Source organism: Pseudomonas idahonensis (assembly GCF_037903935.1).
GTDB lineage: Bacteria > Pseudomonadota > Gammaproteobacteria > Pseudomonadales > Pseudomonadaceae > Aquipseudomonas > Aquipseudomonas danubii.
Genome location: NZ_CP149586.1, coordinates 5,846,188 through 5,871,517 on the forward strand (window position 1 = coordinate 5,846,188; position 25,330 = coordinate 5,871,517).

Genomic DNA, 25,330 nt, shown 5'->3' on the forward strand with positions numbered 1-25,330 from the left:
CCTCTCGGAACAACCCGCAATACATTGCTCACAGCCCCCTTACCTCTCCCTTGAGGCCGAGCCGCAAGGGCCCAGGCGCCGGGCCGTTTCAATCGGGTGAAACCCTTTGTACCTAAATACACCACCCATCCTGGAACAGGCATCGGCTATAACGGGCGGCGACTCGCCCCATCCCAGACCGGCAAGTTGGTCATCTGCTCAGCGCCTGCATACGGATAGCGTGAACGCCTCATCTCCAGGGAGGAGACACCATGCATGAAAAGGGCTTCAGCCTGATTGAACTGCTGATCGCGCTGGCCTTACTGGCACTTTTGCTGCCGCTGTCCACGGCTGCGCTCAGTGAACTATTGCGCACCAATCGACAGCAGGAAGCGGCGCAGATGCTCGCCAGCGGCCTGCGCAATGCACGGGCGGCGGCCATCCTGCACCAGCGCACCGCGCTGATACATAGTCTGAACGACGACTGGAGCCAGGGCTGGCGCATCATTCTGGATGTCAGTGGCAAGGGGTGGGAGGATCCAGAGAATCCGCTGCTGATCGAGCGTCAGAGCGGCGGGCAAGTGCTGATTGTGGGTAATCGTCCGGTACAGCACTTCGTGCGCTTCAGTGCCCAGGGCAATCCGTTGCTGCCCAGTGGCGCCTTCCAGGCCGGCACCTTGCATATTTGCCAGGCCGACCAGGAACACAGCCGCCACCAGGTGGTGCTGTCGCGCAGCGGGCGGGTCAGCCTGCGCAGCGAAACCGCCGAGCAGGCCCTTTGCGTGGGAGTGGACTGATCAGAGCAGGGAGCGAACCCGCAACTCTTTGGGCATGGAGAAGGTGATGTTCTCTTCGCGGCCGGCCAACTCGTCGGCACCGGTGGCGCCCCAGGCCTGCAACTGCTGGATCACCCCACGCACCAGCACTTCCGGAGCCGAAGCGCCGGCGGTAATGCCGATGCGCTCGACACCGTCGAACCAGCTGCGCCGCAGATCCTCGGCACCGTCGATCAGGTAGGCGGGAGTGGCCATGCGCTCGGCCAGCTCGCGCAGGCGGTTGGAGTTCGAGCTGTTGGGACTGCCCACCACCAGCACTACATCGCACTCGTCAGCCAGTTGCTTGACCGCGTCCTGGCGGTTTTGCGTGGCGTAGCAGATATCGTCCTTGCGCGGCCCGCCAATGGCCGGGAAACGCGTGCGCAGGGCATCGATCACCCGGCTAGTATCGTCCATGGACAGTGTCGTCTGGGTCACGAACGCCAGGCGTTCAGGGTTCTGCACCTGCAGCTCGGCTACATCCTTTTCATCTTCCACCAGGTAGATGGCGCCGCCGTTGCTGGCGTCGTACTGACCCATGGTGCCTTCGACTTCAGGGTGGCCGGCGTGTCCGATGAGGATGCACTCACGACCATCACGGCTGTAGCGCGCCACTTCGATATGCACCTTGGTCACCAGCGGGCAAGTGGCATCGAACACTTTGAGACCGCGACCGGCCGCTTCACTGCGTACAGCCTGGGAGACACCGTGGGCGCTGAAGATAACGATGACGTCGTCCGGCACCTGCTCCAGCTCTTCGACGAAGATCGCGCCACGATTGCGCAGGTCTTCGACGACAAATTTGTTGTGCACCACTTCATGCCGGACGTAGATCGGCGGCCCGAAGACTTCCAGGGCGCGATTGACGATTTCAATCGCCCGGTCCACACCGGCGCAGAAGCCACGGGGATTGGCGAGTTTGATTTGCATGCTGTGCCTCGTGTCTTGCGCGCAAGAAGTTAGATCGTTATAGACAGCGGATCGCCAGCAAACCAGCCCCTACAGAGTAGGGCACGGCATGCCGGCGATGCTGTTAAAGCGCTTTGACGTCGATGATTTCCACGTCGAAGGTCAAGGTCTTGCCGGCCAGCGGGTGGTTGAAGTCGACGGTGACTTGAGCATCATCGAAGGCTTTGACCACACCCGGCAGCTCAGTATTGGCCGCGTCATTGAAGATCACCAGCAAACCTTCCGACAACTCCATGTCCTGGAACTGCGAACGCGGGATGACCTGCACGTTCTGCGGGTTCGGCTGGCCAAAGGCGTTTTCCGGCTCAATCGTCAGGCTACGCTTGTCACCGGCCTTGAAGCCGAACAGCGCGGCCTCGAACCCGGGGAGCAGGTTGCCGTCACCGACCTTGAAGGTCGCCGGGGCCTTGTCGAAAGTGCTGTCTACGGTATCGCCGTTCTCCAGGCGCAATGCGAAGTGCAAAGTGACTTCCGTGTTCTGACCGATACGTTGCTCAGTCAATACCTGTTCAGTCATGAACGGCTTCTCCGGTTTTCTTGCTCTTGAACATATCCAGGGCCAGCATCACCGCGCCAACGGTGATAGCACTGTCGGCGAAGTTGAATGCCGGGAAGTACCAGCGGTTCTGCCAGTGCACCAGGATGAAATCGATCACATGGCCCAGGGCAATGCGGTCATACAGGTTGCCCAAGGCACCGCCCAGTACCAGGGCCAGAGCGATGGCCAGCCAGGTTTCGTTACGCCCCAGGCGCTTGAGCCAGACCACCAGCACGGCGCTGACCACAATCGCGATCAGGGCGAACAGCCAGCGCTGCCAGCCAGAGCTGTCCGCGAGGAAGCTGAAGGCTGCGCCGGTGTTATAAGCCAGGGTCCAACTGAAGTACTCGGGGATCACTACGATCTGCTGGTACATGGTCAGCGAGCTTTCAAAGTGCAGCTTGCTGGCCTGGTCGATGACCAGGACCAGCAAGCTCAACCACAGCCAGCCCAGACGGCCGAAACGGCCTGCGGCGTTAGGCATAGTGACGAACCTCGCCCGCGCCGCTGATGTTATCCACACAACGACCGCAGATTTCCGGGTGCTCAGGGTTCACGCCGACGTCTTCACGGCAGTGCCAGCAGCGGGCGCACTTAGGGAAGGCCGACTTGACGACTTTGAGCTTGAGGCCCGGTACTTCGGTAGCCACGGCATCCGCTGGTGCCTGGGCAAACGGTGCCAGGCTGGCGGTCGAGGTGATCAGCACGAAACGCAGTTCGTTGCTCAGCTTGGCCAGGTCGGCGCTCAGGCCATCCTCGGCAAACAGGGTGACTTCGGCTTGCAGGTTGCCACCGACGGCCTTGGCCGCACGCTGAACCTCCAGCTCCTTGTTCACTGCAACCTTGACCGCCATCACGCCCTCCCAGTACTCGCGGCCCAGTTCAAAGTCAGCTGGCAGTTCGCTCAGGCCTTCGTACCAGGTGTTGAGCATCACGGATTCGTTACGCTCGCCCGGCAGGTATTCCCACAGTTCATCAGCGGTGAAGGCCAGGATCGGTGCGATCCAGCGCACCAGCGCTTCAGAGATGTGGTACAGCGCGGTCTGCGCCGAACGACGTGCCTTGCTGTTGGCGCCGGTGGTGTACTGGCGATCCTTGATGATGTCGAGGTAGAAACCACCCAACTCCTGCACGCAGAAGTTGTGGATCTTCGAGTACACGTTCCAGAAGCGGTATTCGCCGTAGTGTTCCTGCAACTCGCGCTGCAGCAACAGGGTACGGTCCACGGCCCAACGATCCAGGGCGAGCATGTCCTCGGCCGGCAGGATGTCGGTGGCCGGGTTGAAACCGCTCAGGTTCGACAGCAGGAAGCGTGCGGTATTGCGGATACGGCGGTAGGCGTCGGCACTGCGGGCCAGGATCTGGTCCGACACGGCGATTTCGCCCGAGTAATCGGTCGACGCCACCCACAGACGCATGATGTCAGCACCCAAGGTGTCGTTGATCTTCTTCGGCTCGATCACGTTCTTCAGCGACTTGGACATCTTGCGGCCCGTCTCGTCGACGGTGAAACCGTGGGTCAGCAGTTCGCGGTACGGCGCGTGGTTGTCGATGGCGCAACCGGTCAGCAACGACGAGTGGAACCAGCCACGGTGTTGGTCCGAGCCTTCCAGGTACAGGTCGGCACGTGGGCCGTTCACGTGGCCCATTGGGTGCGAACCGCGCAGTACGTGCCAGTGAGTGGTGCCGGAGTCGAACCACACGTCGAGGGTGTCGCTGATCTTGTCGTAAAGCGGCGCTTCGTCGCCCAGCAGCTCGGCGGCGTCCAGCTTGAACCAGGCCTCGATGCCTTCCTGCTCAACACGCTGCGCCACTTCTTCCATCAGCTCGACGGTGCGTGGGTGCAGTTCGCCGCTTTCCTTGTTCAGGAAGAACGGGATCGGCACGCCCCAGTTGCGCTGGCGGGAAATGCACCAGTCCGGACGGTTGGCGATCATCGAATGCAGGCGCGCCTGGCCCCAGGCGGGGACGAACTTGGTGTCTTCGATCGCTTTGAGCGAGCGCGCACGCAGGGTGTCACCGCTGACCGGCTCTTTGTCCATGCCGATGAACCATTGCGCGGTGGCACGGTAGATCAACGGGCTCTTGTGGCGCCAGCAGTGCATGTAGCTGTGGCTGATGATTTCGGTGTGCAGCAACGCACCCACTTCACTCAGCTTATCGACGATGAGCGGATTGGCCTTCCAGATGAACTGGCCGCCGAAGAACTCCAGCGATGGCGCGTAGACGCCGTTGCTCTGGACCGGGTTGAGGATGTCGTCGTTGACCATGCCGTAGCGCTTGCAGGTCACGAAGTCGTCTTCACCGTAGGCCGGGGCCGAGTGAACCACGCCAGTGCCAGCCCCTAGTTCCACGTACTCGGCCAGGTACACCGGCGACAGACGGTCGTAGAACGGATGACGGAAATTGATCAGTTCCAGGGCAGAACCCGGGGCGGTAGCGATCACCGAACCTTCCAAGTTGTAGCGAGCCAGGCAGGACTCAACCAGCTCTTCGGCCAGCACCAGCAGGCGCTCGCCGGCATCCACCAGGGCGTAGTTGAACTCCGGATGGACGTTCAGCGCCTGGTTGGCCGGGATGGTCCACGGGGTGGTGGTCCAGATCACGATAGCCGCGGGCTTGGCCAGTTTGGCCAGGCCGAAGGCGGTGGCCAACTTGTCTTCATCGGCGACCGGGAAGGCCACGTCGATGGTCGAGGACTTCTTGTCTTCGTACTCGACTTCCGCTTCGGCCAGGGCCGAACCGCAGTCGAAGCACCAGTTCACAGGCTTGAGGCCCTTGAACACGAAGCCGCCTTTGACGATTTCGGCCAAGGCGCGGATTTCTCCGGCCTCGTTCTTGAAGTTCATGGTCTTGTACGGGTTGTCCCATTCGCCCAGAACGCCCAGACGGATGAATTCGGACTTCTGCCCTTCGATCTGCTCGGTGGCGTAGGCGCGGCACAGTTCGCGGGTTTTATCTGCGCCCAGGTTCTTGCCGTAGGTCACTTCGACTTTGTGCTCGATCGGCAGGCCGTGGCAGTCCCAGCCCGGAACATAAGGTGCGTCGAACCCCGACAGGGTTTTCGAGCGCAGGATCATGTCCTTGAGAATTTTGTTCAGCGCGTGACCGATGTGAATAGTGCCGTTGGCATAAGGAGGACCGTCGTGCAGAACGAACTTCGGACGATCCTTGCCAATCTCGCGCAACTTTCCGTACAGGCCAATGCTGTCCCAACGCTGCAGAATCTGTGGTTCGCGCTGAGGCAGGCCGGCCTTCATTGGGAAGGCGGTGTCCGGAAGGTTTAACGTGGCTTTATAGTCGGTCATTTAAGGCTCTTCATTAGCGATTGGCGCTATGGATACGTGCCACTTGGGCACGGGCGGCGGCAACATCCGCATTGATCGCCGTCTTCAACGCCTCCAGGGAGGCGAAACGCTGCTCTTCACGCAGCTTGTGGTGGAAAACCACCGTCAAACGCCGGTCATACAGATCGCCGGCAAAATCTAAAAGATGAACTTCCAGGTGGGCCTTGCCATCACCTGCGACTGTGGGCCGGACGCCGATATTGGCGACCCCCGGCCAGGTCTTGCCGGCAATGTCGACACTCACCAGGTAAACCCCGGAAAGCGGCACACGCCGGCGCTTCAATTGCACGTTGGCAGTGGGCGTACCCAACTGGCGCGCCAGTTTCTGCCCGTGCAGCACCCGCCCGGCAATCCGGTACGGCCGACCAAGCAGACGCTCGGCCAGTTCAAAATCTGCTGCGGCCAAGGCATTACGGACCTGGGTGCTGCTCACACGCAAACCATCCAGTTCTACGGTCTGCGCCGCTTCGACGGTAAAGCCGTGGTTGGCGCCAGCCTGCTGCAAAAACTCGAAATCGCCGACCCGGTCGCAACCAAAACGGAAATCGTCGCCGACTTCCAGGTGCTGCACGCCCAGGCCATCCACCAGGATCCGCTCGACAAATTCATTGGCGCTGAGTTTGCTCAGTCGCTGGTTGAACGCCAGGCACAACACCCGATCAACACCGGCCTGGGCCAGCAGTTGCAGCTTGTCACGCAGGCGGGCCAGGCGCGCCGGCGCCGTCTCAGGGGCAAAGAATTCCCGCGGCTGGGGCTCGAAAATCACCACACAGCTGGGCACGCCCAACTCGAGCGCACGCTCACGCAGCCGGCCCAGGATGGCCTGGTGACCACGGTGAACACCGTCAAAGTTGCCAATAGTGGCGACGCAGCCCCGATGCTGGGGGCGCAGATTGTGGAGGCCTCGAACCAGCTGCATAACGCGCTTCTTGCTCATAAAGTGGTCGATTATAACCACACCCGACGGCCGACGACAGGCAGCACCGTCACCCAAATTGATCGAACCGACAAAACCGGTAGCTGCCTCGCACCAACTACTAAACAGCCGTCAGTTCAAGGCCTTGCGATTGAAGTCGCGCAAACGGAAGCCCAGCAGGGCCAACATGCCGAAATACGCCACCACCCCAGCCACCACCAACACGCCCAAGCGTAGGAAACGCTGGAGCATGTGCCCCTGGTCCCAGGCCGGCATAAAGTGCAGCAGCCCCAGCAGTACCGCCGACATCACCGTCACAGCCACGATCAGCTTCAAGGCAAACAGCCCCCAGCCCGGCTGCGGCTGAAACATCTGCTGCTTGCGCAATTGGTAGAACAACAGCCCAGCGTTGATACAGGCCCCAGCGCTGATGGCCAAAGCCAGGCCAGCGTGCTTCAAGGGACCGATAAAGGCCAGGTTGAGCAGTTGGGTGACGATCAGCGTGAAAATGGCGATCTTCACCGGTGTGCGAATGTTCTGCTGTGCGTAGAAACCCGGCGCCAGCACCTTGATCACGATGATCCCCAGCAAGCCCACGGCGTAAGCCACCAACGCACGCTGAGTCATAGAGGCGTCAAAAGCACTGAACTCACCGTACTGGAACAGCGACACCGTCAACGGCTCAGCAAGTATCCCCAGCGCCAGGGAACATGGCAGCACCAGGATGAAGCACAGACGCAACCCCCAATCGAGAATCCGCGAGTACTCATGGCGATCCTTGTTGGCGTAGGTCTTGGCCAGGGTCGGTAGCAAAATAGTGCCCAGGGCCACGCCCAGCACACCGGAAGGCAGCTCCATAAGACGGTCGGCGTAATACATCCAGGACACAGAGCCCGCGACCAGGAAGGAAGCAAAGATGGTGTTGATGATCAGCGAGATCTGACTGACGGACACCCCGAGGATCGCCGGCAACATCTGCTTCATCACCCGCCAGACACCGGTATCACGCACATTCAGTCGAGGCAGCACCAACATGCCGATCTTCTTCAAATGCGGCAGCTGATAGAGCAATTGCGCCAAGCCCCCTGCCAGCACTGCCCAGCCCAGGGCCATCACTGGAGGATCGAAGTAGGGCGTAAGGAACAGCGCGAAGATGATCATGCTGACGTTGAGCAGAGTCGGCACGAACGCCGGCACCGAGAAGCGGTTCCAGGTATTGAGAATCGCCCCGGCCAGGGAGGACAGCGAGATCAGCAATATATAAGGAAAGGTCACCCGGAGCAGATCGGAAGTCAGGGCGAATTTTTCCGGGGAGTCGACAAAACCCGGTGCCGTAGCCCAGATCACCCAGGGTGCAGCGATGATCCCCAGGGCAGTGACCAGGGCCAGAACCAGGGTCAACAAGCCCGAGACATAGGCAATGAAGGTCCGAGTCGCCTCCTCCCCCTGCTGACTCTTGTACTCCGCCAGAATCGGCACGAAGGCTTGAGAGAAGGCTCCTTCGGCAAAGATTCGCCGCAACAGGTTGGGCAACTTGAAGGCAATGAAGAAGGCATCCGTAGCCATCCCGGCGCCGAACGTGCGCGCGATGATGGTATCGCGGACAAACCCCAGTACCCGGGAAAGCATCGTGATAGAGCTGACCGCGGCCAATGACTTGAGCAGGTTCATGAAAAGGTTGTTTGCCTGTAGATAAACAGCAGGCGAAAAGACGCCCACTTATGCGATACTCCGCGCCGCAACAGCACAGAGCCAAAGCTCGCGAGTTTACAGGTCAAGCGCCGGAAATAAATATCCCGCCTCTTCAGATCGACCACTCAGCGGAACGCATCAGCTGCCCTTGACAAGACTTCAACTCATCGGCATGATTCGCGGCCTATTTTGTTTGCTATTTCCCAAAAAGTCTTTCGAGGAGCTCGACGGTGGCCAACACACCTTCCGCCAAAAAACGTGCAAAACAGGCTGAGAAGCGTCGCAGCCACAACGCCAGCCTGCGTTCCATGGTTCGTACCTACATCAAGAACGTAGTTAAGGCCATCGACGCCAAAGACGCTGCTAAAGCGCAAGCCGCTTATGTTCTGGCCGTGCCAGTTATCGACCGCATGGCCGATAAAGGCATCATCCACAAGAACAAAGCTGCTCGTCATAAAGGTCGTCTGAATGGCCACATCAAGGCTCTGAACCTTGCTGCTGCAGCCTAAGCGACACGCTTGTTAAAAAACCGACCCAAGGGTCGGTTTTTTATTGCCTGCAATTTACCCGCCCGCAACAAGCCAGCCCCATCAGGGGCCGGCCCGGCAATTCTCAACAGGTCATTGATGAGGCCAAGGCAGAATAGGGATCGCCGTTACCGCATTCTGCGGACTACCCTCGATCACACGATCGCTATAGACCAGATACACCAGGGTGTTGCGCTTCTTGTCGAGGAAGCGCACCACCTGCATGGTCTTGAACACTAGCGAGGTGCGCTCCTTGAAGACCTCGTCACCATCCTTGAGCTCGCCCTTGAAGGCGATCGGCCCCACCTGGCGACAGGCAATGGACGCCTCGGCACGATCCTCAGCCAAACCCAAGCCACCCTTGAGACCACCTGTCTTGGCTCGCGACAGATAACAAGTCACGCCATCCACCTTGGGATCATCAAAGGCCTCGACCACGATCCGGTCGTTAGGCCCGACAAATTTGAACACCGTGGACACCTGGCCAATCTCCTCGGCCGACACCATGAACGGCATCGCCAAGAGCAGCCCCAACAATCCTTTTGCTACGCGCATTCGCTTTTCCTTAGGTCACTTACACCAGAATCAGGTTATCGCGGTGAACCAATTCCGGCTCAGCCATGTAACCCAGGACACCGACAATCGCATCAGAGGGCTGACCGATGATTTTCTGCGCCTCGAGGGCACTGTAGTTGGCCAGGCCGCGGGCAATTTCACGCCCATCAGGCGCCACGCACACCACCATTTCACCGCGACGGAAACCACCCTGGACCTGCTTGACCCCCACTGGCAACAGACTCTTGTTGCCCTGAGACAGGGCCGATACAGCACCCTCATCCAGCACCAGGGTACCGCGGGTTTGCAGATGCCCGGCAAGCCACTGCTTGCGCGCCGCCAACATGCCACGCTCCGGCGACAGCAAGGTACCAATGCGCTCCCCCGCTTTCAGGCGATCCAGCACCCGCTCCAGACGCCCACCAACAATGATGGTATGCGCACCGGAGCGCGCCGCCAGGCGCGCCGCTCGCAACTTGGTCTGCATACCACCACGCCCCAACGCCCCGCCAGTACCGCCAGCCACGGCATCCAGCGCCGGATCATCGGCCCGCGCCTCGTAAATCAACTGCGCATCGGGATTGTTGCGCGGATCAGCATCGAACATGCCATCGCGATCAGTGAGGATAACCAGCAGGTCAGCCTCCACCAGATTGGCCACCAGCGCCGCCAGGGTGTCGTTATCGCCGAAGCGGATTTCATCGGTCACCACGGTGTCGTTTTCATTGATCACCGGAATCACCTTGAGCTCCACCAGCGCCCGCAAAGTACTGCGAGCATTGAGGTAACGCTTACGGTCCGACAGATCGTCGTGGGTCAGGAGAATCTGCGCCGTATGCCGGCCATGCTCGGCAAAGCTCGACTCCCAGGCCTGCACCAAGCCCATCTGGCCAATGGCCGCAGCCGCCTGCAGCTCATGCATCGCACTCGGTCGTGCGGTCCAGCCAAGGCGACTCATTCCGGCCGCCACAGCACCCGAAGAGACCAGTACCAATTCAACCCCCGCCTCATGCAAGGCCACCATCTGCTCGACCCACACGCCCATTGCCGCGCGATCCAGTCCCTTGCCGTCCGCCGTCAGCAGTGCACTGCCGATCTTCACGACCCAGCGCTGCGCACCCGTCACCTTGCTCCGCATCTTATTCAACCTTTGCCAGCGAGCAGCGCGACCGAGCGCCACTCATGGGGTTATTCGTATTTAAGCCTTGCAGATACCAAAACGCCGCTCGAATGAGCGGCGCCTTGAGAGCTGGCTGGCAGCGATGATAACACCGCGCCCGCCCAGATAAACCGTGTTCGCGGGCAAGCCCGCACCACAGGATCAGTCGCGGACGTAGATGATTTCCGGGCCGTCCTCGTCATCCACATCCTCTTCATCCCAGTCATCGTCGCCAATGTCATGGACACTCTTGACGCCGCTACGGCGCAGGGCACGCTGATCGTCCAGCGCCTGCAACTGGGCACGCGCCTCATCTTCGATGCGCTGATCCAGCTCGGCCAGCTCATCGGCATAGGCCGGGTCGGCCGCCAGGCGATCGGCACGATCTTCCAGATAACGCATGATGTCGCGACTCAAACGCTCGGTACCATCCTTGGAGATGGCCGAGATCACGTACACCGGACCCGTCCACTCCAGGCGATCAACGATCTCCTTGACGCGCTCCTCACGCTCCTCCTCAAGAATCTGATCGCTCTTGTTCAGCACCAGCCAGCGCTCACGCTCAGCCAGGGACGGACTGAACTTGACCAACTCGTTGACAATCACTTCTGCGGCATCCGCCGGATTGGTTTCATCCAGCGGAGCCATGTCCACCAGATGCAGCAGGATGCGCGTACGCGCCAAGTGCTTGAGGAAGCGAATCCCCAGGCCAGCGCCATCGGAAGCCCCTTCGATCAAACCTGGAATATCGGCGATTACGAAGCTCTTCCAGCGGTCGACACTGACCACGCCCAGGTTGGGCACCAGCGTGGTGAAGGGGTAGTCAGCCACTTTCGGCTTGGCGGCGGAAACCGAGCGAATGAAGGTACTTTTACCGGCATTCGGCAAACCCAGGAGGCCGACGTCCGCCAACACCTTCAATTCCAGCTTGAGATCACGCTGCTCACCCGGCTTGCCCGGAGTGGTCTGTCGCGGCGCACGGTTGGTACTGGACTTGAACCGGGTGTTACCCAGGCCGTGCCAGCCACCCTGCACCACCATCAGGCGCTGACCAGCCTTGGTCAGGTCGCCGATGACTTCCTGAGTACCGGCATCAATGATGGTGGTACCGACCGGAACCCGCAGCTCCAGATCCTCGCCTTTCTTGCCGGTGCAGTCGGTGCTGCCACCATTGGAGCCGCGCTCAGCATCGAAGTGCCGGGTATAACGGTAGTCCACCAGGGTGTTGAGGTTTTCGTCAGCGACCATGTAGATCGAGCCACCATCACCACCATCACCGCCGTTGGGACCACCGTTCTCGATGAATTTTTCCCGACGGAAACTCATGCAGCCATTGCCGCCGTCGCCAGCTTTTACTCGAATCGAAACTTCATCAACAAACTTCATGATCAAACGCCTCTCACCGCACGGGCGAGCTGAAGAAACCAAGACATAAGACTCTTGCAAAAATGAGCGCAGCGACCTCAATCAACGACCGAAACATCCAACGCTGCCAGCTCGTACAAACAGTTTTGCAAGAGACTCATCCCACAAACGAAAAAGCCCCGTCGCGAGACAGGGCTTTTCCAGCGATCGCGCAATTAAGCCGCGACGACGCTCACGTAACGACGACCGAAGGCGCCTTTTACTTCAAACTTGATCACGCCTTCGATTTTCGCGAACAGGGTGTGATCTTTACCCATGCCAACGCCGTAGCCAGCGTGGAATTGGGTGCCGCGCTGACGCACGATGATGTTGCCAGCCTTGATGACCTGGCCGCCATACATCTTCACGCCAAGGCGTTTGGCTTCTGAGTCGCGACCGTTACGGGTACTACCACCAGCTTTTTTGTGTGCCATGAGTTCAATTCTCCTAGTGAGGAATTAGGCTGAAATTAAGCCTGAATACCGGTGATTTTGATCTCGGTGAACCACTGGCGGTGGCCCATACGCTTCATGTGGTGCTTACGGCGACGGAACTTGATGATGCGGACTTTATCGTGACGACCTTGGGAGATCACTTCAGCCTTGACGGTTGCGCCAGCAACAACAGGTGCGCCGATGTTCACGTCGTCGCCATTGGCAACCAACAGAACGCGGTCAAAAGTCACGGACTCGCCAGTGGCGATTTCCAGTTTTTCGATCTTCAGGTATTCACCTTCAGCGACCTTGTATTGCTTACCGCCGGTAACGATTACTGCGTACATGGTATTTCTCCGATAATCCTGCTCACCCAGCTCTTTATAAGAAGAGGTATTGGCTGGCATGGCTGCATGGGGCTGGAACGGCCCAAGTGCAATTGCGTAAGGCAGGTGCTGCCCAGGAAGTTCAGGGTGCGCGATTGTACGCAAGGCACAATAGCGATGCAAGTGCCGTTCAGGCGGCGCGGAGTCCTGCCCGGAGCGCGCCTTGACACCTGCGGACGCGGGTCCTAGCATGCCGCGCAACCCTTCTGGAGCACCTGTCGCTGATGCAACCCCAAGCTTTCTACCGCGCGGTGGCGGACGATTTTAGCGCCGTCGACGGCATCATCAAGAAACAGCTGACTTCCCGAGTGCCGCTGGTTTCAAAAATCGGCGACTACATCACTTCGGCCGGAGGCAAGCGCCTGCGTCCTTTATTAGTGCTGCTGTGTGGCAAGGCACTGGGGCGCGAAGGCGACGATTTGCGCCTGCTGGCCGCCACCATCGAGTTCCTGCACACCGCCACCCTGCTGCATGACGACGTGGTCGACATGTCCGGCATGCGCCGTGGCCGCTCGACCGCCAACGCTATGTGGGGCAATGCGCCCAGCGTACTGGTGGGAGACTTCCTGTACTCCCGTTCGTTCGAAATGATGGTTGAACTGGGCTCGATGCCGGTCATGCGCATCCTGTCCCAGGCCACGCGGATCATCGCCGAAGGCGAAGTCCTGCAACTGTCCAAGGTGCGCGACGCCAGTACCACCGAAGAAACCTATATGGAAGTCATCCGCGGCAAGACCGCGATGCTCTTCGAAGCCTCGACCCACAGCGCAGCCGCCCTGGCCGGCGCCACACCGGAACAGGCCGAAGCCCTGCGCACCTTCGGCGATCACCTGGGCGTAGCCTTCCAACTGGTGGACGACCTGCTGGACTACCGTGGCGACGCCGAAACCCTGGGCAAGAACGTGGGTGACGACCTCGCGGAAGGCAAACCCACCCTGCCGCTGATCTACACCATGCGCGAAGGCACCCCAGAGCAGGCAGCCCTGGTGCGCCAGGCCATCCAGAAAGGCGGTATCGAAGACCTGGAAAGCATCCGCGCCGCCGTTGAGGCTTCGGGCTCCCTGGATTACACCGCGCAATTGGCCCGCGACTACGTAGCTCGCGCCATCACCTGCCTGGAAGCTCTGCCCCCCAGCGAATACCGCGACGCTCTGGTGGAGTTGAGCGAATTCGCCGTCGCTCGCACCCACTAAACCGCACCGGCTCCTGCCGATTGGCAGGAGCCGACGCAACTCCCCAGCGCCCCCCTCCCCGAAAAAACCCTATACAATGTGCGCTTTTTAGCCATCCTGACTTTGAGGAGCTTAAGTGAGCACTTTGCCACCCTGCCCAAAATGCAATTCCGAATACACCTACGAGGACGGCACCCAGCTGATCTGCCCCGAGTGCGCCCACGAGTGGTCCGCCAGCGGCGAAACCGAAGCCGCATCCGATGAAGCCGTGAAGAAAGATTCGGTGGGCAACGTGCTGCAAGACGGCGACACCATCACCGTGATCAAGGACCTCAAGGTCAAGGGCACCTCCCTGGTGGTCAAGGTCGGCACCAAGGTCAAGAACATCCGCCTGTGCGATGGCGACCACGACATCGACTGCAAGATCGACGGCATCGGCCCGATGAAGCTCAAATCCGAGTTCGTCCGCAAGGTCTGACGCCTGCACCCTCTCGCGCCTGCCGCGAGAGGGTATCCCGCCTATCCCCCCGCCCTGCTTGATCCACACACCTGCTAGCGAAAAGCCAGCCGATTTGATCGAAAACAATTTCCACACAGAAAAAAGCAGAAACCGCCAATAGGTACTTGCTATTCATTGAATAAGAATTATTCTCATTGAACCCCATTCAAGGAGATGACACCCATGACTTATTTGATTGATGCCTGGCTGGACCGCCCACACCCTTACCTGCGCATCCTGCATCGGGAAACCGGGGAAGTCTGTGCTGTGCTGGAAGAGGAAGCCCTGAGCGAGCTGCAGGACCAGGGAGATCTGGACCTGATCGGCTTGAGCTCCAGCGAACCGCTGGTTCTCAAGGAATTGGTGCGCAACCTGTTTTTGTTCTGCTACGCCAGAGCCTTGCGGCCAACCGGCGCCGATGGCCACAGCCTGGGCGCAAAAATTCGTCTATGAAACCAAAACCGCGAAAGGGGCAAGTTGGCCGAGGATGAACCGACCGCGCGTGCGCGGCCGTCATCGCCAGCCATCTGGCCCCTACCGGGTTACAGAACGTCCAGCAGCTCGACGTCGAACACCAGAACGCTGTGCGGCGGGATGCTGCCCACGCCTTGTGCGCCGTAAGCCAGCTCGCTCGGCACGTACAGACGCCATTTGCTACCGGCGTTCATCAATTGCAGCGCTTCGGTCCAGCCGGCAATCACGCCGCCTACCGGGAACTCAGCAGGTTGGCCACGCTCGTAGGAGCTGTCGAACACAGTGCCGTCGATCAGGGTGCCGTGGTAGTGAGTACGCACGCTGTCTTCACGGGATGGCTTGGCGCCGTCACCCTGGGTCAGCACTTCGAATTGCAGACCGGAAGCCAGCGTGGTGATGCCTTCACGCTTGGCGTTTTCCGCCAGGAAAGCCAGACCGGCACCCGCAGCAGCTTCGGCTTTAGCAGCGGCTTCAGCTTGCATGATTTCGCGGATGACCTTGAAGCTCGCGGACATTTCTTCCTGACCCACACGGCTTGGCTTACCGGCGAAAGCGTCGGTCAGACCCGCCAGGATCGCGTCCAGGCTAACGCCCGGTGGAGGGTTGTCGCGCAGTTGGTCGCCCAACTGACGGCCAATGCCGTAGCTGACGCGGGTTTCGTCGGTGGACAGATTTACTTCGGACATGACACTGCTCCGCTGTGCGGACGGCTCGGAAAGGCCGCAGGAACACAGCGCCTCCCGGAGCGCCCGGAATCAAAAGGGCGAGCAGACTAGCACAGAAGCCCGGCACGGATCATCGCCGTGCAGGCCTCAGCCACCCGAGTGCAAAGTGATGGGCACTTTCAAGCTTTCCTCGACACCCGCGGACAAGCCGCACATCTCGTCATGCACTGACGTGTGAATCAGATTGAACGGCAACTTGGGAAAGGACTGCAGGACCTCACGAGCATGCTCCACGGAGCGCAGATGAAACATCTGGCCCTGGGCATCGCTCAGTGGATAAGCCGCCCCGTGCATGCGCGCCTCAAGCAGATAGATTCCGCCCTCCAGGGAGATCAGATTCAATTCGTCGACTTTTCCGGCAATGGCGTAGGCATTCATTTCTTGCAGATTCATGAGAGCACCTCGTGCTTTTACAGCCCTGACAGCTACAGGCATATGCCCCAGCCAGGAAAAGCACAAGCCACAAACAACGCCGCCCGTCCGTTTCGCAACGGCCGGGCGGCATTCATTCACGCAGCGAAACCTGTCAGTGCTTGGTCAGCTTGTCCAGGTAACCCATGGCAAACGCCGAAATCACGAACGTCATGTGAATCACCACGTACCACAACAGGTACTCGGTAGGGATGTTCTTGGCATCCATGAACACTCGCAGCAGGTGGATCGACGAAATCGCTACGATGGACGCGGCCACTTTCATCTTCAACGACGAAGAATCCATCTTGCCCAACCAGCTGAGCTTCTCCTTGTCTTCGTCGATGTCCAGTTGCGACACGAAGTTCTCATAACCGGAGATCATCACCATCACCAGCAGGCCACCTACCAGCGCCATGTCGATCAACGACAACAGCACCAGGATCAGGTCGGACTCGGCCATGGAAAACACATTGGGAATGACGTGGAAGACTTCCTGGAAGAACTTCAATGCCAGTGCCAGCAAGCCCAGAGACAAACCGAAGTAGATCGGCGCCAGCAGCCAGCGTGAGGCATACATTGCATTCTCGATAAAACGTTCCATTGAATCTCGCACCCGGTGTAAAAACGGCGGCGAGTATATCAGCGCCCGAAACCCCCATAAACCACAGACAATCACCTGATCCACGGGTTTTTCCGGGCGTATTTTCTGCTAGTGTCGAAGCCATTGCTCACGCTCACCGACATTGGACAGGAAGACTGGAAATGGATGTGCGATTGCCTTTGGCCAGTGTCGGCCTTGGTCTGGCGCTGCTGATCAGCGGCTGTTCCCCCAGCGACGAAAAGAAACAGGCGAGCCTCGAAGAGAAAACCGTACAGTTTGAACAGTCGCTGGACGCCATCCAGGATCCGAAGCTCAAGGACGCCATTGCCAATCTTGGTGGCTCCCTCCTGCTGCTGGAACGAGCACAGCTCAAACTTGACAGCAAGCCGCTGGAAACCGAATACGGCGACGACAGCCTGGCCCTGCTCAAGCACTATCCCACTGCCCAAGCCTTGGTGGACACCTACGTCAACGGCCTGTTCGTACTGCGCAAATCCTCCAATTCCGACTACCTGACCGATCTGCAGCCCGTCTTCCCCTTCAGCTTCAACATGCCCACACAGTTCCCGTTTCCCCACGGGCTGGAATGGCAGTCGGTCACCCTCAGCAACAAAAAAGTCATTCCCTTCCAAGCCGAATGGTCGGAGACCGATCCGGGCATCCAGCTCAGCCCCTCCAGCTCCAACCTGACCAATCCGGATGACTTGACCATCACCTACCCCTTTATCGAGGGCCTGGAGGTGGACAACAAGAATCAGCCGCAGCCGGTTTCCCTGCAAGGCAAGCTGGAGGTGATAGCCCCAGGTCGGGTGCTCGCTTTTGAACTGACCAAGGCCGACATCGGTAAACCGCGTCAGGACGGCAATATCCGCCTGACTCTGTTGACGCTGGACAGGAACGTTGCCGAGATCGAGCTGAGCAATAGCGCCCCCCTGCCCGAAGAAGCCAATGATGCCTCCCTCAATCCCTTGCTGGCCCAGGCCCGTAACAGCAAGGGGCAGATTCTGTCTCGCGCAGGCTCGATCAACGAAAGTGCCCAACAGATCGCCTTCTACCAACAGCAATTGGCCGAGATGCAAAAGCAGAAGGCGTGGAGCGAGGCATTCGAGAAACAACTGGAGGACGAGCAAAAGGCCTTCGACCAGCAACACACCAATCATTACGCCAAGGTGTATTTCAATGGCCTGGTGGATCGGCTGGAAGTCGCGGTACTGGATTTCTCCCAGGCCAGCGTCACGCGCAAGGACCTGGACCTGCCGGTACATCGCTTCGACAGCAATACCACCGACAGGAACATCCAACCGCTGCCAATGCCGGTGGTGGTCTATGACGATCAAGCCCCCCACTACCTCAAGGGCGCACAGCTGGACGAAGAGTCACTGAAAAAATCCGTGACCATCAGCCAGTCGGTGGAAGATGCCAGCGCAGCGCGCATCGAGTTCAGCCACCCGCGGACCTTCAATGATGAGTTGCTGGGCTCAGAGTTCAGCACCAACGATACCCCGCTGACTTTCTTCACCCAGAACGAGAAGGGCCAACGGGGTGAACCGATCGAACTGCCGGACGAGGCCTTCGACATCGACCCATTGCGGGGCGTCATCACCTACGACCTCAACCTTTTCCCGGAAACCCCCGCCTACGCCGTAGGCTCCATTCCTCTGTTCCTGGCCACCATCGAGAAGAGCAGCATCAACGCTCAACAGCTGCCCAAAGGCCTAGAACTCAGGGGCAACGCCTTGATCGTCGACCAGAAACTCTTTCCTGCAGACGCCTGGCGCTTCTTTGCCAAGGACGCCAGCGGCCAATACCTGAAGGAGATTCTTGCAAGCAGCCACAGTGCCTCGGCCGACGGTACGGCGTTATTCGATGTGCACTACTTCTACGGCGAGCCCAGCCAGTTGGAAAGCTACACCCGCAGCACACTCGACACTGTGCAATACGGCTTTGAGGTCAAGCTCGACAAAGCCGAGTCGGCGCCCCCGGCCCCCTAGGGGTCAGTGTTCGGGATGGAACTGGAAATCACCGGCATGACGTCCCCGCTCACCATTGATCTGACGTAACTGGGCCTGCAGATGCAGGCACCAGATCTGTGGATCATCGGCCAGCTGATAGCCATGGGTGGTCAGGCTTTCAACAATCGAATCAAGGATGGACTCCGCCACCACAGGCCCACAGAACGGGCCTTGGGACTTGATCGCTGAGGGTTGTTCACCCGCCATTCCGGCGGCGAAGAGAAGGGTCCACATACCGTTGTCCCCCGCCAGTGGGCGGACGCTGCATTCGATACGGGTGACCAAGCCAAGGCATTGGCGGGTGAGGCAAAGGTTGCGCGACATGGCGGCGACCCTCGGTAGAACCACTGTTCAGCCTTCAGTAGAGGACTGTTTCGATCCAGCGACGACTGTCGTTCTCCTTGCCCTGAGAATAGAAGAAAAGCCTGATAAACAAAGTTGACCGATCCAACAGGCGCCGAATGGTCTATTTTGAGAAATTGGCGTCAGCCCACTGACGCCGCTGGCGAGGGACAAAGCCCTCGCCAGCGGCCAATGTCACGCCGGCTTGGCCTCTGTCAGCGCCTCTTGCGCCAGTTCCTTTTCCGCTTCTTTCAGGTCTTCTTCGCTGATCATCTCGGCAATGACCCGCAGGCGCTCCACCACCCGCGCGTTGACGCTGCCTTCGGGGAACTGACCTTCGGCATCCGGTTCACCAGCCGGCTCGCCCACCAGCAGGCTCAGGGCTTCATCAGCCTGACGCACCGCATACACATGGAACTGTCCAGCACGTACGGCCTGCAGCACCTTCTCATCGAGCATCAAAGTGGCCACGTTGGCCTGAGGAATGATCGCACCCTGCTCTCCCGTCAAGCCGCGGGCTTCGCACAGGCGGAAGAAGCCTTCGATCTTCTCGTTGACTCCGCCCACAGCCTGCACCTCGCCGAACTGGTTGATCGAGCCGGTGATGGCGAAACACTGTTTGAGTGGAGTTTTCGACAACGCCGAAATCAACGTGCAGGCCTCCCCCAGCGAAGCACTGTCGCCATCCACGTAGCCGTAGGACTGCTCCAGGGCAATGCTCGCGGAAATCGCCAGGGGGAACTCCTGGGCATAGCGACTGCCCAGGTAACCGGTCAGGATCATCACCCCCTTGGAGTGGATGGGCTGGCCAAGATTGACCTCGCGCTCGATGTCGACGATGCCACTGCCACCGGGGTAGACCGTGGCGGAAATCCGCGCTGGCACGCCGAACGCCGAATCCCCCACCTCCAGTACCGTCAGGCCGTTGCACTTGCCCACGGCCGCACCATCAGTGTCGATGAGAATGATGCCGGCGAGCATGTCATCGAGAATCCGTGCCGATACCCGACCGGTACGCGTCGCCTTGGCCTTCAGCGCCCTTTCGATATGTCCAGCGTCAGTCATTTCGTCGGAAGCCAGGTGGCGGATAAAGTCGGCCTCGCTGACCAATTGGAACAGGTCGCCGATCCGCGCCGACAGACGCCCCTGGTGCTCCGCCAGACGCGCGCTGTAGGTGGCCAGGCGCGCCACCGCATCAGCGGTCAGCGGGGCCATGCCCTCCTCCGAGGTGCGGGTTTTCAGCAACTGGGCAAACTGCTCCAGGCTTTCATCCACCATCGGGATGTCTTCGTCGAAGTCCACCAGTACCCGGAACATTTCCTGGAAGTCCGGATCCAGGTCCTGCAGCGTGTAATACAACTGACGAGCACCAATGATGATGACTTTGACCTGCAGCGGAATCATCTGCGGCGTCAGGGTCACGGTAGCCAGACGCCCCATCTCGCCCAGAGGCGATTCCATCTTCAGCTTGCGCGATTGCAGGGCACGCTTCAGGGCGTCCCAGACAAAGGGTTCGCTGAGCATCTTCTCGGCTTCCAGAATCAGGAAACCACCATTGGCTCGATGCAGTGCACCGGGACGCAACTGCCGGTACGTGGTGTAGAGCGCACCCTGGTCGGTGCTGTACTCGATCCGGCCGAACAGGTTGTCGTAGGTCGGATGCGGCTCGAACACCACCGGCGCGCCGCCACTGGCCGGGTGGCCCACCACCAGGCTTGGGCAGTACTGCTCTTCCAACAGCTTGCGTGCCACCGCATCGGTCTTGCTGTCGTCCACCAGTTGCTCGACCACGGTCTTCAACAGATAGACCTGCATGGCTTGCAAGTAACCGCAGACCGCAGCGTTTTCCGCGTACTTCTCGGACAGTGGCGCCAACAACGGCTGCAGGGCCAGGGTGATGGTTTCTTCATTGAGCTGACGCAACTGGTTGCTCGACTCGCGCTTCCACTGCGGCAAGCTCGCCAGCTCTTCATTAAGGCGCTCTTCCAGAGCGGAAATATCCTCGTGGAAACGCTCGCGATCAGCCTCCGGCAGTTGGGCGAACTCGGCTTCGTCCAGGGCCTTGCCATCGAGCATCGGGGTAAAGGCGATATTGCTGCTGTCGCGGTACAGCGCCACGTCCTTTTCCAGGGCCAGGCGCTCGATCACGTCCAGGGCGCGGTCGTAACGCTGGTTGAAAGCGCGGTCGATGGCGCTCTTCTTCTGCTGATAGGACGGATGCTCGAAAACCGCTGGGAACGTCGCCAGCAGGTTATCGATCAAACCGTTGATGTCGCTGATGAAACTGCCCGCGGCACCGGCCGGCAGTTCCAGCGCCCGAGGCTCCCGGGGCTCGTCAAAATTGTTGACATAGACCCAGTCAGACGGGGTCTGCAGGCGCTTGCCTTCAGCCTTCAGGTAACGCTTTACGAAAGAAAAGCGCCCCGTGCCGGGTTCCCCCATGACAAACACGTTGTAACCGGGGCGTGGCATGGCCACGCCGAACTGCAAGGCTTCGACCGCACGTTCCTGGCCAAGCACACCGCGAAAGGGCTCCAAATCATTGGTGGTCGAGAAGCTGAACTGTTCAGCAGAGAAAGGACGGGTCAGCGCTTCAGGCGCAAGACGCAGGCTGGCAGCAACAGGATCAGGCATCGGGCTTCCTTACATCAGGCGGGGCAGATGGCGGCATTCTGGCGCCGGGTATGCCCGGCTGGCAAGGCGCGCCTCAGGGGAAAGCATAGACAAGGCGGATACAGCTACCCGCCCCATGTAAAACCAGCTATTTCAGGCATTGTTTTGTAAAAATCTACGGAACCCATGGAACCTGCCTAAACTCCAAACTGCGCGGCTGGATAGATAACCGGCCCACTGGCGCCAATCAGCGCCAGTCTCCCTGTCCATTGGTATGCACACAAAGAGAACAACGCTATGAAACGGATTCTTCTCGGTACTCTTTTCACCGCTGTATCCCTCAACGCCATGGCTCAGGCGCCAGGCGGTCCGGATTGCGGCTGGGGCAACATGCTGTTCGAAGGTCAGCGTGGTACTCCAGCGCACTTCCTGGCTTCCACCACCAACGGCACCTCCGGTAACGCGACCTTCGGCATGACTTCCGGCACCAACGGCTGCTCCACCAATGCATCACTGACTTACGGTGGTAAATCCTGGTTCGCCATGAACGGCATGATGAACGAGCTCTCCGAAGACATGGCCAAGGGCCAAGGCGAAGCCTTGACCACCTACGCCGTGGTACTCGGTGTCGCCCCTGAAGACCGTGCGCACTTTGCTGCGGTCACCCACGAACACTTCCAACAGATCTTCAGCAAGGCTGACGTGACCGCGGAAGATGTGCACACCAATACCCTGGCCGTGTTGAAGAACGATGCGCGCCTGGCGAAATACGCCACTCCAGCTTAAGCTCGACCCGCCCGCTCCCCCCGGGGAGCGGGTTTTGTCTTCTTGACCTTGCCCATCTTGGGTCTTTGTATTTCCGACTTAAGTTGCCCACCATGCTCAAACGCCTTGCCTACCTGGCGCTCTTTGTCTGCGCCCCGCTGTATGCCGCGCCCCACATCGATCCCCAACGTTTGCAGCAACTGGCCAATGACCCGTTCTGGATTTCCATCGGACACTATGAAACCGCCAAGCTGGGCGGCTGGCGCAGTTATGTCAGTGATCCGAAGTTCTTCCTCGCAACCGATGGCGCCCACCATCCTGACGCCGAGCTGAGCGCGACGCTGAACGCCCTCTACGCTGCCCCCGACGCCGGTGACCGGCATGCGCAGTGCGTCTATCCGTCCCGCACCCGCTGGCTCAAGGCACAACTGGGGCTGAATGACTTGCCCCAAGTCGAGTGCACAGAATTCAAACAATGGTTCAAGGATGTCTCGCCCCACAGTACCGTGATGATTTTCCCTGCGGCCTACCTCAACAGCCCCTCCTCGATGTTCGGCCATACCTTGCTACGCATCGACCAGGCCGACGTACAAAGCAACAACACGGCCCTGCTCAGCTACGCGATCAACTTCGGTGCCTATATCGAAGGTTCGGACAACAGCATCCTCTACGCGTGGAAAGGCCTGATGGGCGGCTACCCCGGACTGTTTGCCCTGGTGCCCTACCAGGAGAAGCTTTCGGAGTACCGCAGCCTGGAAAACCGCGACCTGTGGGAGTACCGCCTGAACCTGACGCCAGTTGAAACCGAGCGCATGGTGGAGCACGTCTGGGAGCTCAAGCAGATCAAGTTCGACTACTTCTTCTTCGATGAGAACTGCTCCTACCGCCTGCTGGAGTTGCTACAAGTCGCCAGGCCCAGCCTACGCCTGACCGGACAATTCCCCTTGACCGCCATTCCCACCGACACGGTGAAGGCGGTCAAGGACGCCGGACTGGTGGAGCGCATCGACTATCGCCCGTCCCGGGAGCGGGAGCTGCTCAGCCGCGCCCAGCCCCTGAGCCACGACGAACAGCAATGGGTACTCAAGGTCAGCGCCGATCAGAAACAACTGCAGGGTGCCGAGTTCAAGGCCCTGCCGCGGGCTCGCCAGGCCTTGATCGTCGACGCTGCCTACCGTCTTGAGCGTTACCGGGCCAACGGGCTGGAGCGCGATACCGAGCGTTCCCAGCGCAGCTTCGAACTGTTGCGGGCAATCAACCAGAACCCCGCGCCGGAACTGCAGATCGAACGCCCTGGCCTGCCGGAAGATGGTCACCAGTCCCGTACCTGGCAACTGGGGCTCGGAACCCGGGACGACAAGGCCTTTGCCGAATACGGCCTGCGCATGGCCTACCACGACCTCAATGACAACGCCGAGGGTTTCCCATTAGGGGCGCAGATCGAAATCCTGCAGATGAAACTACGCCAGTACGAAGGCAACCGCTGGCAGTTGCAACAACTGGACCTGGCGACCATCCGCTCCCTGACTCCACGCAACGAGCTGCTGCAACCCTGGTCCTGGCAGGTCACTGGCGGCCTGGAGCGGGTGCCTGGCAAGCACGACGATGAAACCCTGGTCAGCCACGTCAACGGCGGCGCCGGCGGTACCTGGCAGTTGGGCGAGGACACCCTGGGTTTTGTCCTGGGTACCGTGCGGGTAGAACACAACGCCGACTTCGCCGGGTTCATCGCCCCGGCGGCAGGCTTCAACTCCGGGCTGCTGTGGAAGAACCCACTGGGCAACTTCAGCCTCGAAGCCAAGGGCGACTACTTCACCAACGGCGAAGTCCGCCGCAGCCTGAGCCTCAACCAGCAATGGGAACTGTCCCGCAACCTGGGCCTGCGCCTGAGCGCGCAGCGCGAGTTCAGCCAATTGGCTAGCCCGGTCAACGAAGTCATGCTCGAACTCAAGTGGTATCACTATTAAGAACAGCTGCAAGCCTCAAGTTGCCAGCGACAAGGTTTTCACGCGTCGCCGACAATCGCCCTTCTAGACTTCACTCAGGTGAAGCCTGGGAGTGACTCGATGTGGCGTTATGGTTGGGCAGTGCTGGCACTGGCACTGATCGGTGGTTGTGAGTCGAACCACGAGTATTTGCTCAAGCAAGGCTATCCGCCGGCCTTTGTCGACGGCTTCGACGCTGGCTGCGTCAGCGGCCGTCAGGTAGCAGGATCGATCAGCGGTGAGTATCGCAAGGACGTTCCGCGCTACCTCAAGGACCCGCAGTATGCCGAGGGCTGGAGCGATGGTTTCCGCCAGTGCCAGGGCATGCTGGAGAACCAGGACCGCAATGAGTACCGGGAACGTCACTGGGACGAACGGGAACGTGCCTGGCAGCAGGAGAAGGACCGTGACGCGGCTCGGACTTATCGCTCGCAATAAGTCGTTTTCAGCTAACCGCCCGGGTCAAAAGCCTGCAACCATGGTCCATCGCTCCCTTTAAGGAGAACAACCATGAGCCGCGCTTTCGTCAATGAAGATCTGGCCGCAGCCCAGGTCGAGCAACCCGTGGAACGTCAGATCAGCACCCTGCCCAACTACGTCACGCCCCTGGGTTTTGCCGAGTTGCAGGCCAAGGTGGCAGAACTGCACAGCCAGCACTCGGCACAAACCGACTTGGGGGACGCCGCAGACCAACAGCAGGTGGCGGAACTGGAACGGGACCTGCGCTATTTCTCGTCACGCCTGCACAGCGCCCAGGTGGTCAATGCGAGCACCTGCGACAAGGTGCAGATCGGCAGCCGCGTGACCTTCGCCGATGAACAGGATCAGCAACAGAGCGTGCAATTGGTCGGTGAGGATCAGGCCGATGCCGCCAGAGGCCTGATCAATTGGGCCTCGCCCCTGGGCCGTGCCCTGATGGGGGCACAACCCGGTGACGAAGTCCTGTGGCAACGGCCGGCTGGGGATCAGTTGATCGAAATCATCCGAATCGAACTGGCCTGAGACGG

General features: G+C 59.8%; 26 protein-coding genes. 10 read left to right on the forward strand and 16 right to left on the reverse strand.

Annotation, left to right across the window (positions count from 1 at the left end; translation table 11 throughout):
- Window positions 1–251 precede the first annotated feature (251 nt).
- The gene (locus WIN67_RS26430) at window positions 252–776 is read left to right on the forward strand and encodes a GspH/FimT family protein (protein WP_102882256.1); all 525 of its coding nucleotides are present in this window, start codon (window positions 252–254) and stop codon (window positions 774–776) included.
- On the opposite strand, the gene ispH is transcribed toward WIN67_RS26430, so the two are convergent.
- The 6 genes from ispH to murJ form a co-directional block, all read right to left on the reverse strand.
- Window positions 777–1,724: a 4-hydroxy-3-methylbut-2-enyl diphosphate reductase gene (gene ispH, locus WIN67_RS26435; protein WP_253085053.1), complete on the reverse strand. Its 948-nt coding sequence runs from the start codon at window positions 1,722–1,724 to the stop codon at window positions 777–779.
- 103 nt (window positions 1,725–1,827) lie between these two features.
- Entirely contained in the window at window positions 1,828–2,280 is a 453-nt protein-coding gene (gene fkpB, locus WIN67_RS26440; RefSeq protein WP_102865451.1) for an FKBP-type peptidyl-prolyl cis-trans isomerase, read from the reverse strand.
- A complete protein-coding gene (lspA, locus tag WIN67_RS26445; RefSeq protein ID WP_102865450.1) occupies window positions 2,273–2,785 on the reverse strand; it encodes a signal peptidase II in 513 nt (170 codons plus the stop codon). Before lspA ends, fkpB begins: the two co-directional genes overlap by 8 nt.
- Entirely contained in the window at window positions 2,778–5,609 is a 2,832-nt protein-coding gene (gene ileS / locus WIN67_RS26450; protein ID WP_102882257.1) for an isoleucine--tRNA ligase, read from the reverse strand. The genes lspA and ileS overlap by 8 nt, the downstream gene beginning before the upstream one ends.
- A 13-nt stretch (window positions 5,610–5,622) precedes the next feature.
- Window positions 5,623–6,567 (reverse strand): bifunctional riboflavin kinase/FAD synthetase, encoded by a 945-nt coding sequence (gene ribF, locus WIN67_RS26455; RefSeq protein WP_162884093.1) that lies wholly within the window; start codon window positions 6,565–6,567, stop codon window positions 5,623–5,625.
- A gap of 129 nt (window positions 6,568–6,696) precedes the next feature.
- The gene (murJ, locus tag WIN67_RS26460) at window positions 6,697–8,235 is read right to left on the reverse strand and encodes a murein biosynthesis integral membrane protein MurJ (RefSeq protein WP_102882258.1); all 1,539 of its coding nucleotides are present in this window, start codon (window positions 8,233–8,235) and stop codon (window positions 6,697–6,699) included.
- Window positions 8,236–8,486: 251 nt separating this feature from the next.
- On the opposite strand from murJ, the gene rpsT reads away from it, so the two are divergent.
- Window positions 8,487–8,765, forward strand: coding sequence for a 30S ribosomal protein S20 (gene rpsT, locus WIN67_RS26465; protein ID WP_016967023.1), 279 nt, complete (start codon window positions 8,487–8,489; stop codon window positions 8,763–8,765).
- A gap of 111 nt (window positions 8,766–8,876) precedes the next feature.
- Here the strand turns inward: rpsT and WIN67_RS26470 are convergent, their stop codons facing one another.
- The 5 genes from WIN67_RS26470 to rplU all read right to left on the reverse strand — a co-directional run bounded on the left by WIN67_RS26470 (window position 8,877) and on the right by rplU (window position 12,682).
- Complete coding sequence (locus WIN67_RS26470) at window positions 8,877–9,338, reverse strand: CreA family protein (RefSeq protein WP_102882259.1); 462 nt, start codon at window positions 9,336–9,338, stop codon at window positions 8,877–8,879.
- A gap of 19 nt (window positions 9,339–9,357) precedes the next feature.
- Window positions 9,358–10,476, reverse strand: coding sequence for a glutamate 5-kinase (gene proB / locus WIN67_RS26475; RefSeq protein WP_047289314.1), 1,119 nt, complete (start codon window positions 10,474–10,476; stop codon window positions 9,358–9,360).
- 183 nt (window positions 10,477–10,659) lie between these two features.
- On the reverse strand, window positions 10,660–11,883 hold the full coding sequence (gene cgtA / locus WIN67_RS26480) for an Obg family GTPase CgtA (protein WP_110596205.1): 1,224 nt from the start codon (window positions 11,881–11,883) through the stop codon (window positions 10,660–10,662).
- A gap of 194 nt (window positions 11,884–12,077) precedes the next feature.
- A complete protein-coding gene (gene rpmA, locus WIN67_RS26485; protein ID WP_003228360.1) occupies window positions 12,078–12,335 on the reverse strand; it encodes a 50S ribosomal protein L27 in 258 nt (85 codons plus the stop codon).
- 35 nt (window positions 12,336–12,370) lie between these two features.
- A complete protein-coding gene (rplU, locus tag WIN67_RS26490; RefSeq protein ID WP_007924746.1) occupies window positions 12,371–12,682 on the reverse strand; it encodes a 50S ribosomal protein L21 in 312 nt (103 codons plus the stop codon).
- 263 nt (window positions 12,683–12,945) lie between these two features.
- On the opposite strand from rplU, the gene WIN67_RS26495 reads away from it, so the two are divergent.
- The 3 genes from WIN67_RS26495 to WIN67_RS26505 all read left to right on the forward strand — a co-directional run bounded on the left by WIN67_RS26495 (window position 12,946) and on the right by WIN67_RS26505 (window position 14,845).
- Complete coding sequence (locus WIN67_RS26495; protein WP_016967027.1) at window positions 12,946–13,914, forward strand: polyprenyl synthetase family protein; 969 nt, start codon at window positions 12,946–12,948, stop codon at window positions 13,912–13,914.
- A 115-nt stretch (window positions 13,915–14,029) separates the two neighbouring features.
- Window positions 14,030–14,371, forward strand: coding sequence for a zinc ribbon domain-containing protein YjdM (locus WIN67_RS26500; protein WP_339070257.1), 342 nt, complete (start codon window positions 14,030–14,032; stop codon window positions 14,369–14,371).
- 204 nt (window positions 14,372–14,575) lie between these two features.
- Window positions 14,576–14,845 (forward strand): hypothetical protein, encoded by a 270-nt coding sequence (locus tag WIN67_RS26505; RefSeq protein WP_102865444.1) that lies wholly within the window; start codon window positions 14,576–14,578, stop codon window positions 14,843–14,845.
- An 89-nt stretch (window positions 14,846–14,934) separates the two neighbouring features.
- Here the strand turns inward: WIN67_RS26505 and WIN67_RS26510 are convergent, their stop codons facing one another.
- The 3 genes from WIN67_RS26510 to WIN67_RS26520 all read right to left on the reverse strand — a co-directional run bounded on the left by WIN67_RS26510 (window position 14,935) and on the right by WIN67_RS26520 (window position 16,606).
- Window positions 14,935–15,552 (reverse strand): FKBP-type peptidyl-prolyl cis-trans isomerase, encoded by a 618-nt coding sequence (locus WIN67_RS26510; RefSeq protein WP_044465159.1) that lies wholly within the window; start codon window positions 15,550–15,552, stop codon window positions 14,935–14,937.
- A gap of 126 nt (window positions 15,553–15,678) precedes the next feature.
- A complete protein-coding gene (locus WIN67_RS26515) occupies window positions 15,679–15,984 on the reverse strand; it encodes a DUF6482 family protein (protein ID WP_102882261.1) in 306 nt (101 codons plus the stop codon).
- A 133-nt stretch (window positions 15,985–16,117) separates the two neighbouring features.
- Window positions 16,118–16,606, reverse strand: coding sequence for a TIGR00645 family protein (locus WIN67_RS26520; RefSeq protein WP_102882262.1), 489 nt, complete (start codon window positions 16,604–16,606; stop codon window positions 16,118–16,120).
- Window positions 16,607–16,767: 161 nt separating this feature from the next.
- Here WIN67_RS26520 and WIN67_RS26525 point away from each other — a divergent pair, with 161 nt between their 5' ends.
- Window positions 16,768–18,597, forward strand: a complete 1,830-nt coding sequence (locus WIN67_RS26525; protein WP_339070258.1) for a hypothetical protein — start codon at window positions 16,768–16,770, stop codon at window positions 18,595–18,597.
- Between the two features lie 3 nt (window positions 18,598–18,600).
- Here WIN67_RS26525 and WIN67_RS26530 read toward each other — a convergent pair whose 3' ends face one another.
- Window positions 18,601–18,942 carry a hypothetical protein gene (locus WIN67_RS26530; protein ID WP_102865440.1) on the reverse strand — a complete coding sequence of 114 codons (342 nt, stop codon included), beginning with the start codon at window positions 18,940–18,942 and terminating at the stop codon, window positions 18,601–18,603.
- A gap of 213 nt (window positions 18,943–19,155) precedes the next feature.
- Window positions 19,156–21,594, reverse strand: coding sequence for a Lon protease family protein (locus WIN67_RS26535; RefSeq protein ID WP_102865439.1), 2,439 nt, complete (start codon window positions 21,592–21,594; stop codon window positions 19,156–19,158).
- Window positions 21,595–21,870: 276 nt separating this feature from the next.
- Between WIN67_RS26535 and WIN67_RS26540 the strand changes: the two genes are divergently transcribed.
- The 4 genes from WIN67_RS26540 to WIN67_RS26555 all read left to right on the forward strand — a co-directional run bounded on the left by WIN67_RS26540 (window position 21,871) and on the right by WIN67_RS26555 (window position 25,325).
- Window positions 21,871–22,359 (forward strand): DUF3015 domain-containing protein, encoded by a 489-nt coding sequence (locus tag WIN67_RS26540; protein WP_011063564.1) that lies wholly within the window; start codon window positions 21,871–21,873, stop codon window positions 22,357–22,359.
- Between the two features lie 92 nt (window positions 22,360–22,451).
- Window positions 22,452–24,305: a DUF4105 domain-containing protein gene (locus WIN67_RS26545; RefSeq protein WP_102865438.1), complete on the forward strand. Its 1,854-nt coding sequence runs from the start codon at window positions 22,452–22,454 to the stop codon at window positions 24,303–24,305.
- Between the two features lie 99 nt (window positions 24,306–24,404).
- Window positions 24,405–24,761, forward strand: a complete 357-nt coding sequence (locus WIN67_RS26550) for a hypothetical protein (RefSeq protein ID WP_273924262.1) — start codon at window positions 24,405–24,407, stop codon at window positions 24,759–24,761.
- 72 nt (window positions 24,762–24,833) lie between these two features.
- Window positions 24,834–25,325, forward strand: a complete 492-nt coding sequence (locus WIN67_RS26555; RefSeq protein WP_102882266.1) for a GreA/GreB family elongation factor — start codon at window positions 24,834–24,836, stop codon at window positions 25,323–25,325.
- The last annotated feature ends 5 nt before the right edge of the window (window positions 25,326–25,330 follow it).